At 74.2% G+C, this 14,580-nt stretch carries 13 protein-coding genes; 4 read left to right on the forward strand and 9 right to left on the reverse strand.

What is annotated here, in order from left to right:
* Positions 1–366 precede the first annotated feature (366 nt).
* Positions 367–2,115, reverse strand: a complete 1,749-nt coding sequence (locus HA073_RS08595) for a thiamine pyrophosphate-binding protein (RefSeq protein ID WP_140946441.1) — start codon at positions 2,113–2,115, stop codon at positions 367–369.
* Entirely contained in the window at positions 2,108–3,232 is a 1,125-nt protein-coding gene (locus HA073_RS08600; RefSeq protein WP_166456077.1) for a Vms1/Ankzf1 family peptidyl-tRNA hydrolase, read from the reverse strand. Before HA073_RS08600 ends, HA073_RS08595 begins: the two co-directional genes overlap by 8 nt.
* A 142-nt stretch (positions 3,233–3,374) precedes the next feature.
* Between HA073_RS08600 and HA073_RS08605 the strand changes: the two genes are divergently transcribed.
* Together HA073_RS08605 and HA073_RS08610 are read left to right on the forward strand one after the other, a co-directional pair.
* Positions 3,375–3,923: a hypothetical protein gene (locus tag HA073_RS08605; protein WP_176722897.1), complete on the forward strand. Its 549-nt coding sequence runs from the start codon at positions 3,375–3,377 to the stop codon at positions 3,921–3,923.
* Between the two features lie 36 nt (positions 3,924–3,959).
* Positions 3,960–4,850, forward strand: a complete 891-nt coding sequence (locus HA073_RS08610; RefSeq protein WP_069089871.1) for an alpha/beta fold hydrolase — start codon at positions 3,960–3,962, stop codon at positions 4,848–4,850.
* On the opposite strand, the gene HA073_RS08615 is transcribed toward HA073_RS08610, so the two are convergent.
* Positions 4,831–5,202, reverse strand: a complete 372-nt coding sequence (locus HA073_RS08615; protein ID WP_069089827.1) for a DUF3817 domain-containing protein — start codon at positions 5,200–5,202, stop codon at positions 4,831–4,833. The two genes, HA073_RS08610 and HA073_RS08615, sit on opposite strands and share 20 nt — an antisense overlap.
* 157 nt (positions 5,203–5,359) lie before the next feature.
* Between HA073_RS08615 and HA073_RS08620 the strand changes: the two genes are divergently transcribed.
* Positions 5,360–6,838 carry a glutamate--cysteine ligase gene (locus HA073_RS08620; RefSeq protein WP_113973747.1) on the forward strand — a complete coding sequence of 493 codons (1,479 nt, stop codon included), beginning with the start codon at positions 5,360–5,362 and terminating at the stop codon, positions 6,836–6,838.
* Between the two features lie 12 nt (positions 6,839–6,850).
* Here HA073_RS08620 and bla read toward each other — a convergent pair whose 3' ends face one another.
* The 3 genes from bla to HA073_RS08635 all read right to left on the reverse strand — a co-directional run bounded on the left by bla (position 6,851) and on the right by HA073_RS08635 (position 8,873).
* Positions 6,851–7,777: a class A beta-lactamase gene (gene bla, locus HA073_RS08625; protein WP_166456078.1), complete on the reverse strand. Its 927-nt coding sequence runs from the start codon at positions 7,775–7,777 to the stop codon at positions 6,851–6,853.
* A gap of 146 nt (positions 7,778–7,923) precedes the next feature.
* Positions 7,924–8,532 (reverse strand): DUF6518 family protein, encoded by a 609-nt coding sequence (locus tag HA073_RS08630; protein ID WP_166456079.1) that lies wholly within the window; start codon positions 8,530–8,532, stop codon positions 7,924–7,926.
* 50 nt (positions 8,533–8,582) lie between these two features.
* A complete protein-coding gene (locus tag HA073_RS08635; RefSeq protein ID WP_043324508.1) occupies positions 8,583–8,873 on the reverse strand; it encodes a helix-turn-helix domain-containing protein in 291 nt (96 codons plus the stop codon).
* Positions 8,874–8,939: 66 nt separating this feature from the next.
* On the opposite strand from HA073_RS08635, the gene map reads away from it, so the two are divergent.
* Complete coding sequence (gene map / locus HA073_RS08640; protein WP_166456080.1) at positions 8,940–9,713, forward strand: type I methionyl aminopeptidase; 774 nt, start codon at positions 8,940–8,942, stop codon at positions 9,711–9,713.
* Positions 9,714–9,731: 18 nt separating this feature from the next.
* On the opposite strand, the gene HA073_RS08645 is transcribed toward map, so the two are convergent.
* The 3 genes from HA073_RS08645 to treY form a co-directional block, all read right to left on the reverse strand.
* Positions 9,732–10,379 carry a maleylpyruvate isomerase family mycothiol-dependent enzyme gene (locus HA073_RS08645; RefSeq protein ID WP_166456081.1) on the reverse strand — a complete coding sequence of 216 codons (648 nt, stop codon included), beginning with the start codon at positions 10,377–10,379 and terminating at the stop codon, positions 9,732–9,734.
* A gap of 167 nt (positions 10,380–10,546) precedes the next feature.
* A complete protein-coding gene (gene treZ / locus HA073_RS08650; RefSeq protein ID WP_113973757.1) occupies positions 10,547–12,280 on the reverse strand; it encodes a malto-oligosyltrehalose trehalohydrolase in 1,734 nt (577 codons plus the stop codon).
* Positions 12,277–14,577 carry a malto-oligosyltrehalose synthase gene (treY, locus tag HA073_RS08655; protein WP_166456082.1) on the reverse strand — a complete coding sequence of 767 codons (2,301 nt, stop codon included), beginning with the start codon at positions 14,575–14,577 and terminating at the stop codon, positions 12,277–12,279. Before treY ends, treZ begins: the two co-directional genes overlap by 4 nt.
* Positions 14,578–14,580: the final 3 nt, after the last annotated feature.

Here is a 14,580-nt window from a genome sequence, read left to right on the forward strand (position 1 = left end):
GGCCGCACCGCCCGCGGCACCCAGGTACGCCGTCGCGCCGCGCGCCCGCCGTCACGGGCGGGTATGGGCCGGACCGGGACGGGCACTGCACGGCGCATGCCCGACGACGGGAGCACCCCGGCGGCGACCATCACCCCGTACCGGGACGGACCGCCGCTGGAACGCAACGACTTCGCGCTGGTCACACCCGAGGGGGCACGCCGATCGAGACGTCTCCGGGCCGCCCGGCGACCGCGAGCGCTGCCCCCCTGCCACCTCCCCCGCGATCTTGCACTTCGGTCCCCGGAAAACCGTCCTGAACCGGGCACTCAGGGGGCCGGAACTGCAAGATCGCGAGGGAAGAGAGGGTGGGCCGCCCGGATGCCGCTAGACGATCTCGTCGGCCGCGATGGCCTCGGTCTGGATCACCCGTTCCCGCACCCGGCGGGCGGCGTCACCGTCGGCGACCAGGCCGCGCAGGTCGGCCAGCGCCGGCTCGGGCACGTCGAGCGGCGTGGACGGATCCACCACCGCCTCCAGCACGGCGGGCCGGTCGGCCGCGAGCACCTCGTCCCAGGCGGCGCCGACCAGGTCCGGCCGGTCCACCCGTACGCCGTGCAGCCCGAGCAGGCGCGCCCACCCGGCGTACGGCACGTCGGAGCGTCGTCCCCCGGGCGTACGCCCGCCGCCCACACCGGACTGGTCCCGGTTGTTCAGCACCAGCACGATCAGCCGGGGATCGCGCCACCGCGTCCAGTGGTGTGCCACCGTGATCAGCTCGGCCAGGCCGTTGAGCTGCATCGCGCCGTCGCCGAGCAGCGCGATCACCGGCTCGTCCGGGCGGGCCAGCTTGGCCGCCACCGCGTACGGCAGCGCGCAGCCCATCGAGCCGAGCGTGCCGCACAGCCGCGCCTGCACCCCCGGTGGCAGCTCCAGGTGCCGGGCGTACCAGTAGACGACCGAGCCGACGTCGACGGCGACGGAGGCGTGCCGGGGCAGCCGGGCGGACAGCTCGTGGAGCACCAGCCGCGGGTTGACCGGCTCGGCGGGCGTGGCGGCCCGCTCGGCGGCGGTCTCCCGCCACCGGTCCACCATCTTCTCCACCATGCCGCGCCACTCGCGGTGGGGCTGGTCGGGCACCCGGGTCAGCAGTGCCCGCAGCGTCTCGGCGGTGTCGCCGACGAGCGGCACGTCCACCGGGTAGCGGGTGCCGACGCGCCGGCCGTCGATGTCGATCTGGATGGTGCGTACCTGGCCGGGCATCGGGAACCAGTCGGTCCACGGATCGTTGGTGCCGATCATCAGCAGCGTGTCGCAGCCGCCCATGAGTTGCGCGGCGGCGGTGGTGCCGACCTCGCCGAGCACGCCGGTGTGGAACGGCAGCCGCTCGTCCAGCACCGGCTTGCCCAGCAGCGACGTGGCCACGCCCGCGCCGAGCCGGTCGGCGAGCGCGACGATGTCCTCGGCCGCGCCGTGCGCGCCCTGGCCGACGAGCATCGCCACCCGCTGCCCGCTGCCCAGCAGCGAGGCGGCGGCGTCCAGGTCGGCGTCGTGCGGCAGCACCCGGGCCAGCGGCTCGCCGGGCGTCGCGGTGACCACTCCGGCGGTCTGCGGCAGCAGGTCCGGTACGGCGGTGACCTGCAACGCGCGCGGCAGCACCACGCAGGTCGGGCTGCGCGTCGCGGCGGCGGTACGGAACGCCTGGTCCAGCAGCGCCGGCACCTGCTCCGGGCGGCGGCCGTAGCGGACGAACTGGTTGCACACGTCGCCGAAGAGCCGGCTCAGCCCGATCTCCTCGTGCGCGCCACCGAGCGGGCCGGTGACGTCCTCGCCGACGATCGCGACGACCGGCTTGCTGTCCAGCTTGGCGTCGTAGAGCCCGTTGAGCAGGTGCACCGCGCTGGGCCCCTGGGTGGCCAGGCACACCCCGACGCCGCCGGTGAACTTCGCGTGCCCGGTGGCCATGTACGAAGCGGTCTCCTCGTGCCGGGCGGGGACGAACGCCGGGTCCCCGCCCGCGTCGTCGAGCGCGCCCACGAGCGGGGCGATCGCCGCGCCCGGACAGCCGAAGACCCGCGGCACCCGCCAGGCCCGCAGGCGTTCGACCACCAGGTCGGCGACGATGCGCTCAGCCATTACCCCGCCCGGGCGTGCTCGCGTCGACGTAGCGCAGCACCGCGCCGACCCCGTCGGTCAGCTCCGGCGCCTCCTCGGGCGCGAGCACCGTCAGGTCCGCGTCGGTGCCGATCAGCGCGCGCAGCAGCGCGGCGTCGGCGCGTACCCGCTGGGGGTCGGCCACCGCCATGTCCGACAGCTGGCCCGGGTCGGTGGCGATCTCGGTCGGCTCGGGGCCCACCCACAGCTCGCCGTCGGCGGACGGGTCGTCCACGATGAGCATGGTGTCGACCTGGTTGCGTTGCAGCGCGGAGACCACGGCGTCGAGGCCGGCCCCGACGTCCTCCTGCACGCCGAAGCGGTCCAGGGCGGCGGTGACGCGCCGGTCGGCGACCTCGGCGACGGTCTGCGCCGTGATGTCGTCCATCAGCGTGTCGTCCGCGCCGACGTCGCGGGCGCCGGCGTCGGTGCGGACCAACACGTCCTGCCACCGTTCCGGCAGCTGGGCGGCGATCATGCCGGTGGCGCGGATGTCCCCGGCCACCACCACGACGTCCGCGCCGACCCGCTCGGCCAGGTCTGCGGTTGCGGCGGCGGCGTCGCCGGCGTTCTGGTGCCACGCCTCCATGGCGGCGCGCTGGTAGCGGGACTGTGACCAGCCGCCCGGCTGTACGCGCCGCAGCTGCCGGCTCTGTCCGCCGGTGACGTGGGCGCGGCGCGGAACGCCGCCGGCGCTGACCGCCATCGCGTCCGCGCCGGTACGGTCGGCCAGGACCCGCACCCAGGCCACCTGTTCGCCGCGCTGGGCCACGAGCGGCATGGTGTGCGGCAGCGCCGACCAGCTCGCCAGGTCACGCAGCGGCGGCGCGGACAGGTACTCGGTGAGCACCACGCGGCCCCGGGTGGCGAACACGGCGATCCCGTAGTCACCGGGCATCGGCTGGTGCCGGCGGACGACCTCCTCCACCGCCTCGACGGTGACCGGGTCGGCGCCCTGGCTCAGCAAATCGCCCTTGAGGGCCCGCCAGCGCAGGTCGACCTGCGCTCGCGCGTCCTGGGTGTCGCGGGAGGCGTCCATGTACACCGAGCACCAGGGCCCGGGACGGTTGTAGAGCGGGCGCAGGAAGGACAGCTGCATGCTCGACCCCTTTCCGGCTCGGCCGCACGCATACCCGCGCCCCGGCGGAGTTCACCTGCCGGCCGCCCGGGCGTGACCGGTGTTCATTCACGTCGTTCAACTCCACGGGTCGATACCATCTGTGCACGGATCGGAACTCTCGGTGGTGAACATGGACACGGAGCTGCATACCCGTCGCGTCGTCCACCCGGCGGAGCGCGTCGTCACCGGACGTCTCGTCCGGTTGATGGAGGGCTACGCCCGGGAGGTACGGGTCGGGCAGCCGGCGCTGGTCGCGGTGCTGACCGCCGCGGGGGTGGTGGGGCTGCTGCTGAAGGTGGTGCGCGCGTTGCTCAGCAGCGGTGGCGGCGGGGCCCGGCGCAGCTTCAAGGAGCTGAAGAAGGGGCCGGAGTTCCTGGTCACCCCGGTCCGGGTCCGCGACGCCGCCGGCCGGCTGGTCGAGGTCGAGCTGCACGGCCACCTGCCGCAGAGCGCGCTGCACCCCGGCGACCACGTCCAGCTCACGCTGCGGGCGCAGCGCGACGAGGATCTGCCGCCCCGGATCGAGCGGATCGTCAACCTGACCACCGGGCAGCTGCTCACCCCGCGCACCGCCACGCTCTGGTCGCACCTGGGTCCGGCGCTGCTGCTCCAGGCCGTGCTGGGCGCCGTGCTGCTGTTCGGCGTGGCCGCCTGCTCCGCGCTGACCTAGGTTTCCCCGTCGCCGGTGGCGGGCACCGCTGCGGCCATGTTCGCCGGATTCACGCTCACCGAGATCGACGCCGGCGCGGTGCGCCTGCGCGTACGCCACGGCGGCTCCGGGCCGCCGGTGGTGCTGCTGCACGGGCACCCGCGTACCCATGCGACCTGGCACCGGGTGGCGCCGCGGCTGGCCGCGCGGCACACGGTGATCTGCCCGGACCTGCGCGGCTACGGCGGCTCGTCGAAGCCGCCGAGCGACCCGGAGCACACGGTCTACTCCAAGCGGGCGATGGCCGCGGACGTGGTCGGGCTGCTCGACGCGCTCGGCCACCGCCGGGCCGCCGTCGTCGGACACGACCGCGGCGCGTACGTGGCCATGCGCACCGCCCTGGACCACCCGGACCGGGTGAGCCGCCTCGGTGTGCTGGACGGGGTGCCGATCGGTGAGGCGCTGGCCCGCTGCGACGCCCGGTTCGCCGCCCGCTGGTGGCACTGGTTCTTCCTCGGCCAGCTCGCCAAACCGGCCGAGCGGGTGATAAACGCCGATCCGGACGCCTGGTACGGCGGCTCACCGGAGGAGATGGGCGAGCAGGCGTACGCCGACTACCGCCGCGCCATCCACGATCCGGCCACCGTGCACGCCATGTGTGAGGACTACCGGGCCGGGCTCGGTCCGGACCGGGCGGCGGACGACGCGGACCGCGCCGCCGGACGCCGGATCGGCTGCCCGGTGCTGTTCGCCTGGTCCGAGCGCGACGACATGGTCGACCTGTACGGCGACCCGGCCGCGATCTGGCGGGACTGGGCCGACGACGTGCGGACCGCCTCGATCCCGTCCGGGCACCACATGGCCGAGGAGGCGCCGCGGGAGCTGACCGACGTGCTGGCCGGTTTCCTCGCGGAGGACCTTGCCTCGGTCAGCGACCGGCGGGGGTGAGCGGTCGCTCGACCGGGGCCGGCGCGTCGAGCAGGCCCCGGCGGCGCGCCCAGCGCTCGAACAGCACGGTGGCGAACGGGGGCACCGCGCTGACCAGGGCCAGCCCGGTCTGCACGAGCGTCCAGCGGCGCCGCCGGGCCACCACGAGCGTCAGCAGTCCGTAGACCACGAACAACGCGCCGTGGATCGGGCCGAAGATCTTCACGCCGATCTCGTTTCCGGGCGGCCCGTACTTGACCGCCATGCCGGCCAGCAGCGCCGCCCACGAGCAGCCCTCGGCGAACGCCGCCACCACGAACGCCCGGATCCACCCGTCGCGCATCAGCCACTCCCCTTCGCCGTCGGCGGCCATGCTAGCCGCCCGGGCCGGGCGGCCCGGACGGAACCCGCTGCCCCGCGACGGGGATCACCGGGGCCGCCACGGGGTACAGAAAAGGGTCTGGCGGACCTTTCCTGACCCGCCACTCCGTGCGAGGTTGGGAAGAACCAACGGTGACAGGGTGGTGACCATGGGCGAGGACGTCGGCGTGCGTACCTTCAGCCGGGAGGACCGGGCCCGCTATCGCGAGAAGGTCCGGCGGTGCCTGGACGTGTTCGCCGAGATGCTGCGCGAGTCCCGGTTCGACGTGGAGCGGCCGATGACCGGCCTGGAGATCGAGCTGAACCTGGTCGACGACGACTTCGACCCGGCCATGCGCAACGCCGACGTGCTGGAGGCGATCGCCGACCCGGCGTTCCAGACCGAGTTGGGCCAGTTCAACGTCGAGATCAACGTCGAGCCGCGCCGGCTGGCCGGCACCGGCACCGCCGCGTTCGAGGAACACGTGCGGGCCAGCCTGAACGCCGCCGAGTCAAAGGCCCGCACGGTCGGCGCGCACATGGTGATGGTCGGCATCCTGCCGACGCTGCGCCCGGAGCACCTGACCGCCGAGACGCTGTCGGCCAATCCCCGGTACGCGCTGCTCAACGAGCAGATCTTCGCCGCCCGGGGCGAGGACCTGCCGATCGCGATCAGCGGGGTGGAGCGGCTGGCCACCACCGCCGACACGATCACCCCGGAGGCGGCCTGCACCAGCACCCAGTTCCACCTCCAGGTCAGCCCGGCGCAGTTCGCCGACTACTGGAACGCGGCCCAGGCGATCGCCGGCATCCAGGTGGCGCTCGGCGCGAACTCGCCGCTGTTCTTCGGCCGGGAGCTGTGGCGCGAGACCCGGGTGCCGCTGTTCCAGCAGGCCACCGACACCCGGGCGGAGGAGATCAAGGCCCAGGGCGTACGCCCGCGGGTGTGGTTCGGGGAACGCTGGATCACCTCCGTGTTCGACCTGTTCGAGGAGAACGTGCGCTACTTCCCGGCGCTGCTGCCGGTCTGCGACCCGGAGGACCCGGCCACCACGCTGCACAGCGGCGGCGTGCCGAAACTGGCCGAGCTGCGGCTGCACAACGGCACCATCTACCGGTGGAACCGGCCGGTCTACGACGTGCTGAAGGGCCGCCCGCACCTGCGGGTGGAGAACCGGGTGCTGCCGGCCGGGCCGACGGTGCTGGACACCGTCGCCAACGGCGCGTTCTACTTCGGCCTGGTCCGGGCGCTCGCCGAGTCCGACCGTCCGCTGTGGTCGCAGATGTCGTTCAGCGCGGCCGAGGAGAACTTCAACGCCTGCGCCCGGCACGGCATCGACGCCCAGGTGTACTGGCCCGGCCTGGGCTACCTGCCGGTGACCGAGCTGGTGCTGCGCCGGCTGCTGCCGATGGCCCACCACGGGCTGGACCGGTGGGGCCTCGACCCCGCCGAGCGGGACCGGCTGCTCGGCATCGTCGAGCAGCGCTGCCTGACCAGCCGCAACGGCGCGACCTGGCAGGTGGAGACGCTGCACCGGCTGGAGTCGGCCGACCACCTGGACCGTCCGGCGGCGCTGCGCGAGGTGGTCCGCCACTACGTCGACCTGATGCACAGCAACCGGCCCGTGCACGAGTGGCCCATCCCCTGAGCCGGCCTCCCGTCAGCGCAACGCGGTCACTGTCGCCCGCGCCGCCTCGGCGACCAGGGTGTCGTCGGGCTTCGCGTCGCGGCTGCCGCGACTGGACATGACCGCCAGCACGATCGGCGCGGAGTCCGGCGGCCACACCACGGCGATGTCGTTGCGGGTGCCGTACCCGCCGGTGCCGGACTTGTCCGCCACCTGCCACCCGGCCGGCACGCCGGCCCGGACCAGCCCGCTGCCGGTGGTGCTGGCCCGCATCCAGCCCAGCAGCAGGTCCCGGTCCGCGGGCGGCAGGGCCTCACCCAACGTGTACGCCCGCAGCGAGCCGGCCAGCGCGCGGGGCGTGCTGGTGTCGCGCTCGTCGCCGGGCGTGGCCGCGTTGAGTTCCGGCTCGATACGGACCGGCCGGGTGACCCGGTCACCGACATCCCGGAGCGCCCGCGCGAAGCCGGCCGGGCCGCCGAGCGCGTCGAACAGCAGGTTGCCGGCGGTGTTGTCGCTGTACCGCACCGCTGCCTCGGCGGCGTCCCGCAGCGTCATCCCGGTCTCCACGTGCCGTTCGGTCACCGGTGAGTGCGCCACCAGGTCGGCGCGCCGGTAGCGGACCACCCGGTCCCGGTCGGCGTCGGACGTGGCGGCCAGCATCGCGCCGGCGGCGAGCGCCTTGCACGTCGAGGCGTATGCGAACCGCTCGTCGGCCCGGTGCGCGAGGGTGCGGCCGGTGCCGGTGTCGACGGCGTAGACGCCGATCCGGGCGCCGAAGCGCCGCTCCAGCGCCGCCAGCTCGGCCGGCGCGGGCACCGGCTCGGCGTTCGGCGTCGCCGACGCGGCGGGTGCGGTCGGGGCGCTGGTGGGCGACGCGGCTTCGGGCCGGTCCTTTGTGCAGCCGGCCACCAGGGCCGTCGCCGTGAGCATCGCCGCCGTGAGCACCTGCCGTCGGATCATCCGTTTCCTCCCCCGTCATCCGGACCACGCCGTTCTCGGGTCATTGTCGCCGATCCCGGTCGGGCCGGTGGTCCGCCGCCTCGGCCGACGCGGTGGCCCGCATCCTCGGCCGGCGGGGTGGCTCGCAGCCTCGGCGGCGGGGCAGGTCAGCTCCCCGCGACGGCGGCGAACGTGAGCGCGCCCACCGCGGCCAGCGGCAGCGCCACCGCGGCGGCCAGCAGCCGCACCTGGGCGGACCGGCCGATCAGCACCACGAGCAGCACCGCCAGCCCGAGGTCGATCGCCACGTTCCACCAGGCTCCGGGGTAGGACCCGGACTTCAGCGCGAACCGCAGCGCCTCCTCCACGAACACGGCCACCGGCAGCGCGGTCCCCACGACGCGCCGCCATCCGTCGGTCCGCGCCCAGATGCCGGCGACGCCGAACACCACGCCCGCCACCACGCCGAACGCCATCCAGACGAACGAGGTGAGCGCCCAGATCACGGCGAGGTCGTCGCCCTGGAGCAGCGTCGCCGCCAGGTAGTAGCTGGGCACCGCGACGATCAGCAGGACGCTGGCGGCCACGGCGGCACGCACCGCGCCCGACCGGATCCAGCAGCCCAGCGCGAACGCGGCCACCGCCCAGGTGGCTGTGGAGTTGCCCAGTTCGGCGAACGGGAACGGCACCCACTTGATCCAGACGAAGTCCAGGAAGCCGAGCAGGAAACCGGCGACGGGAACGACAAGCGCGACGGCGCGACGCGAGGGTGGCATGCGCGGAATCTTACATACTCGGTATGCTCGACCCCGTCGAGAGGGCTGCCCTACGAGGCGAGGCGCCGCTCGGACGGCGCGAGACGCGCCACCTCGTCGGAGTGGTTGATCTCCGACCAGACCGCATCCAGGGAGAGGCCGAGGACGTCGGCGATGGCGGCGATGGTGGGAAACGCCGGGGTGGCCACCCGGCCGGACTCGATCTTGCGGAGCGTCTCCGGGGAGACACCCGCGTCGAGCGCGGTGAGCAGCATGGATCGCTCACCCCGGGCGCGGCGCAGGAGCGCGCCGAGGCGCTGCCCGCGCTCGACCTCGGCGGGAGTGAGGGGCAACCGGACCATGCCGAGATTCTAATACCGGGATAACATGACCGGGATACTTATTGGTCGCGTGAGGAAGGCGCCCGCATGATCGAGATCCTGAACCCCACCGACGTACGGCGGGCGCGGGACACCGGCGCCCTGGTCGCCCACATCCTGCAGACCCTCCGGAGCAGCACCACCGTCGGCACCAACCTGCTCGACATCGACAGGCAGGCCCAGCGCATGATCGTCGAGGCCGGGGCGCAGTCCTGCTACGTCGACTACGAGCCGTCCTTCGGGCGCGGGCCGTTCGGCCACTACATCTGCACGTCGGTGAACGACGCGGTGCTGCACGGCCTGCCGCACGACTACACGCTCGCCGACGGCGACCTGCTGAGCCTCGACCTGGCCGTCAGCCTCGGCGGAGTGGTGGCCGACTCCGCGATCAGCTTCCTCGTCGGTGACGCCCGGCCCGCGGAGAGCGTCGCGCTCATCGACGCGACCGAGCGGGCGTTGCAGGCCGGGATCGCCGCCGCCGGTCCCGGCGCCCGGATCGGCGACCTCTCGCACGCCATCGGATCGGTCCTCACCGCGGCCGGTTACACGGTCAACACCGAGTTCGGCGGGCACGGCGTCGGGTCTACGATGCACCAGGACCCGCACGTGTCGAACACCGGCCGCCCCGGACGCGGGTACAAACTGCGCCCCGGGCTGCTGCTGGCGCTGGAGCCGTGGGTGATGGCGGACACCGCCACGCTCGTCACCGACGCCGACGGGTGGACGCTGCGCAGCGCGACCGGCTGCCGCACCGCGCACAGCGAGCACACCATCGCCATCACCGACGACGGCGCGGAGATCCTGACGCTGCCGAAGCCGTGACCCGGGCACCCGCCGTGGTCACACGGGCGTGCAGCGCTCCCGCAGCGTGGGGACACCGGGCCCGGTGAGGTCGTCGCAGTACGCGGCCCGCCCGGCCATCGCCATCGTCAGCGCCAGCGTGGTGCCGCTGACCAGCGGGCCGTCGCCGGCGGTGAACGGCCCGTCGGTCGCCTCCACCCGCAGGCCGTCGATCGCGCTGCGCCCGGCCACCGTGAAGTCCCGCCCGGCGTAGAACCGGGCGACCGGCGTCACCGCCTCGACCGGGGGCGTCCGGGCCAGGCCGAGCGGCCGCCGGATGTCCTGGGCGTGCACGACCACCTCACCGAGCCACGCCTCGGTCGGGCCGAACGTCGACGTGGTGCTGCCGATGATCCGCCGGAACCGGTCGAGCGTCTCCCCCGGGTCGGCGCCCCGGTGCTCGGCCAGCCGGCGGTCGTTGTGCAGATCGAAGTCGAACCGGGCGCCGAGCACGCTGGCGACCCAGCGCGCCCGGCCGACGCTCGCCGCCGCCGTCAGGTGCGCGAGTGTCTCCTCAACGGTCCACCGGCCGCACAGCGAGGGTCGGGCCCACTGCGCGGCGTCGAGATCGGCGAGGTCGTCGGCGAGGGCAGCGCGCTCGGCGTGCGCGAGCGCCCACAGCTCGCGCCGGGTCAGCGTGTCGGACATGAAACCTCCAGGGTCGGCCTTCGGAGGTAGGACCGCGCTGCCTGGACGAACTCACCGCTCCCGCCCCGCCGATCTTGGAGTTGTGGTGGTTCGCAAACCGGGCATGGGCGACCTTCGAGGCGCCACAACTCCAAGATCGGCGTTGAGGGCCGGAGGCCCGGGAGCGGTCAGAGCGCCGCGATCGCGGCCGACTCCGGCGGCAGCTCGATTCCGTCGCGCATCACCGTGACGCCCTCGGACGTGGCGAGCAGCACCCGGCGTACCACCCCGGGCAGGTTGATCCGCTGCGCCCGGCCGGCCAGGTTCGCCACCACGAGCGTGTCGCCGCGCCGCATCACCAGGAACCGGTCGCCGTGGCGGACGTCGACCCGGTCCAGCCGGGGGTCGGACAGGTCGGCCCGGGAGCGGCGCAGCGCGATCAGCCGCCGGTAGAGGTCGTACGTCTCGCGGTGCTCGGGCTTGTCCAGCTCGGCCCAGTCCAGCCGGGACCGCAGGAACGTCTGCGGGTCCTGCGGGTCCGGCACGTCGTCGGTGGCCCAGCCGTGGTCGGCGAACTCGCGTCTGCGGCCGGTGGCGACCGCCGTCGCGAGTTCCGGCTCGGGGTGGCTGGTGAAGAACTGCCACGGTGTGGCGGCCGCCCACTCCTCCCCCATGAACAGCATCGGCGTGAACGGCGCGGTCATCAGCAGCGTCGCGCCGACCCGCAGCAGGCCGGGCGACAGCGTGGCGGAGATCCGGTCGCCGGTGGCCCGGTTGCCGATCTGGTCGTGGTTCTGCAGGTACGCCACGAAGCGGTGGCCGGGCGTGCGCTGCCTGTCGACCGGGCGGCCGTGGCTGCGGCCGCGGAAGCTGGACCAGGTGCCGGCGTGAAAGAACCCGCCGGTCAGCACGTCGGTGAGGCACTCCAGGGAGCCGAAGTCGCCGTAGTAGCCCTGCCGTTCGCCGGTGAGCAGCGTGTGCAGCGCGTGGTGGGCGTCGTCGTTCCACTGGGCGTGCAGGCCGTACCCGCCCGCCTCGCGGGGCGTGATCAGGCGCGGGTCGTTGAGGTCGCTCTCGGCGATCAGCGACAGCGGCCGGCCGAGGTGCGTGGACAGCGCCTCCACCTCGGCGGCCACCTCCTCCAGCCAGTGCACGGCCCGGCCGTCCGGCATGGCGTGCACGGCGTCCAGCCGCAGCCCGTCGACGTGGTAGTCGCGCAGCCAGCCCAGCACGCTGTCGGCGATGTAGCGGCGTACCCCGTCGGAGTGCGGGCCGTCCAGGTTGACGGTGCGGCCCCAGGTGTTGCTCTGCTCGGTGAGGTACGGCGCGAACCGCGGCGCGTAGGCCCCGGAGGGCCCGAAATGGTTGTAGACGACGTCGAGGATCACCCCCAGGCCCTTGGCGTGGGCGGCGTCGACGAACCGTTTCAGGCCGTCCGGGCCGCCGTACGGCTCGTGCGGCGCGAACCAGCAGACGCCGTCGTAGCCCCAGTTGTGCTCGCCGTTGAACGCGTTCACCGGCAGCAGCTCGACCATGTCCACGCCGAGGTCGACCAGGTGGTCGAGCCTGGCGATCGCCCCGTCGAACGTGCCTTCCGGGGTGAACGTGCCGATGTGCAGCTCGTACAGCACGCTGCCGGGCAGTTGCCGGCCGGTCCAGGCGGCGTCGGTCCAGGCGAACGCGGCGTGGTCGTAGAGCCGGCTGGGCCCGTGCACCCCGGCCGGCTGCCAGGCCGAGCGGGGGTCGGGCAGCGCCTGGGCGTCGTCGTCGAGCAGGAACGCGTAGTCGGTGCCGGGCCCGGCGCCGGGGACCTCGACCCGCCACCAGCCGTCCGGCGCCTGACGCATCGCGTGGTCGGCGACGCCGGGCAGGCGCAGCCGCACCCGGGCGGCCTCGGGCGCCCACACCGTGAACTCGGTCATGCGGCGGCCTCCACAGAGTCGGTGGGTGCGAGGAGGGCGACGGGGTAGGTGCTCAGCAGATCATGAAGGAGCAGCTCAGAACCACTGTAGACCCGTCCGGTGAACAAGTCGGTGCACTCGTGAACGGGAAGTGACAGCGCCGTGTCCCGCCAGCCGCCGGAGCGGGCCAGCCGCAGCGGCAGCCGGGTCGCCACCGCGACCGCCCCACCCCGGTCGAAGGCCACCGCGTGCGCGGCGGCCGGGCCGCGCGCGGGCACCGGCCGGTAGCCGCCGAACAGGTCCGGGCGGTCGCGGCGCAGGCGCAGCGTCCGGGACACCACGAGCAGCTTGGCCGCGCCGTCGGCGGCCACCGCGGGCCGCCAGCCGGCGTCGAGCCGGGCCAGCAGGTCCCGGCGTACGACGAAGTCGACCGGCCGCCGGTTGTCCGGGTCGACGAGCGAGTTCTCCCACAGCTCGGTGCCCTGGTAGACGTCCGGCACACCGGGCATGGCGAGCTGGACCAGCTTCTGCCCGAGCGCGTTCGACCAGCCGGGCGGCGTGATCTCGGCGGCGAACGCGGTGATCTGGGCGTGCAACTCCGGGTCGTCGTACATCCGGTCGACCAGGGCGTGCAGCTCGTGCTCGAAGCCCGGGTCCGGGTCGGCCCAGCTGGTGGTGACGGACGCCTCCCGGGCGGCCTTCTCGGCGTACCCGTGCAGTCGTTCCCGTTCGATCGGCCACGCCCCGACGGCGGTCTGCCAGAGCAGGTGGGCCAGCGCGGGGTCGGCCAGCGGCGCGCGCGACATCCAGTCGGCGACCCGTTCGGCCCAGCGGCCGGGCAGCTCGGACAGCACCGCGAGCCGGGCGCGGACGTCCTCGCCGCGCTTGGTGTCGTGGGTGGACAGCGCGGTCATGCTCGCCGGCCAGCGCACGTGCCGGGCGGCGGCGAAGCGGTGCAGCTCGGCCGCTGGCACACCGAAGTGGGCCGGGCTGCCGCCGACCTCGTTGAGCGCGACGAACCGGCTCCACCTGTAGTACGCGGTGTCCTCCACGCCCTTGGCCATCACCGCGCCGGTCAGCTGCGGGAACCGGGCGGCCAGCTCGTGGCCGGGGTCGCGCAGCCGGGCGGTGACCTGGTCGAGCACGCCGGTCAGGTCGGGACGGCGGCGGCCTGCCTCGCTGCGGGCGGCGGCCAGGTGCCGGGCGCCTTCGGGCGGGTATCCGCGGTAGACCGGGAAGCACGCGGCCAGCTCGGCCAGGGCGGCGCGGACCTGCTCGCCGGGCAGCTCCGGCACGAGCGCGGCCAGCCGGGTCAGCTCGGCGGCGAGCAGCCGGGTGGCGGCCTCCAGCTTGGTGGCGTGCGTCAGGTCCGCCCAGGACGTGTGCCGGCCGGTGAGCCGGCCGTCGAGTGCGGTGAAGTCCGCCTCGGCGTCCGGGTCGACGAACAGTCCGGACACGGCGGCCAGCGCGTCGTAGCCGGTGGTGCCGTCGACCGGCCAGTCCGGCAGGTCCTCGCCGTACTCCAGGATCTTCTCCACCACGAGCCAGCTCTGCGGCGCGGCGGCGCGCAACCGGGCCAGGTAGCCGGCCGGGTCGCGCAGCCCGTCCGGGTGGTCGACGCGGATGCCGTCGACCTCCCCGGCGTCGACCCAGCGCAGGATCTCCGCGTGGGTGGCGTCGAACACCTCCGGGTCCTCCACCCGCAGGCCGGCCAGGTCGGAGACGGCGAAGAACCGGCGGTACGTCAGCTCGGCGTCGCCGCGCCGCCAGTTCACCAGCTCGTAGTGCTGCCGGTCGTGCACCTGCCGGGGCGTGCCGTCGCCGGTGCCGTCGGCGACCGGGAAGCGGTGCTCGTGGTAGCGCAGCTCCCCGTCGACGAGCTTCAGGTCGTCGAGCGCGTCGGCGCTGTCGGCGAGCACCGGCAGCAGCAGCCGCCCCCGGTCCCAGTCGATGTCGAACCAGCGCGCGTACGCCGATTCGCGTCCCCGCCGCAGCACGTCCCACCAGGCCGGGTTGGCCTCGGGCCGGGCGACGCCGGCGTGGTTGGGCACGATGTCCACGACCAGGCCCAGCCGGGCCGTGCGCAGCGCCCGGACCAGCCGGGCCCGGGCCGCCTCGCCGCCGAGCTGCGGGTTGACCGCGCGGTGGTCGACCACGTCGTAGCCGTGCGTGGAGCCGGGCGTGGCGGTGAGCAGGGGCGCGGTGTAGAGGTGGGTGACGCCGAGCGCGGCGAGGTAGCCCGCCAGCTCGGCCGTGGCGTCCAGGTCGAAGCCGGGCCGCACCTGGACCCGGTAGGTCGAGCGGGGGGCGTCGGGCATGGG

This window comes from Micromonospora sp. CMU55-4 (assembly GCF_011602315.1).
GTDB lineage: Bacteria > Actinomycetota > Actinomycetes > Mycobacteriales > Micromonosporaceae > Micromonospora > Micromonospora chalcea.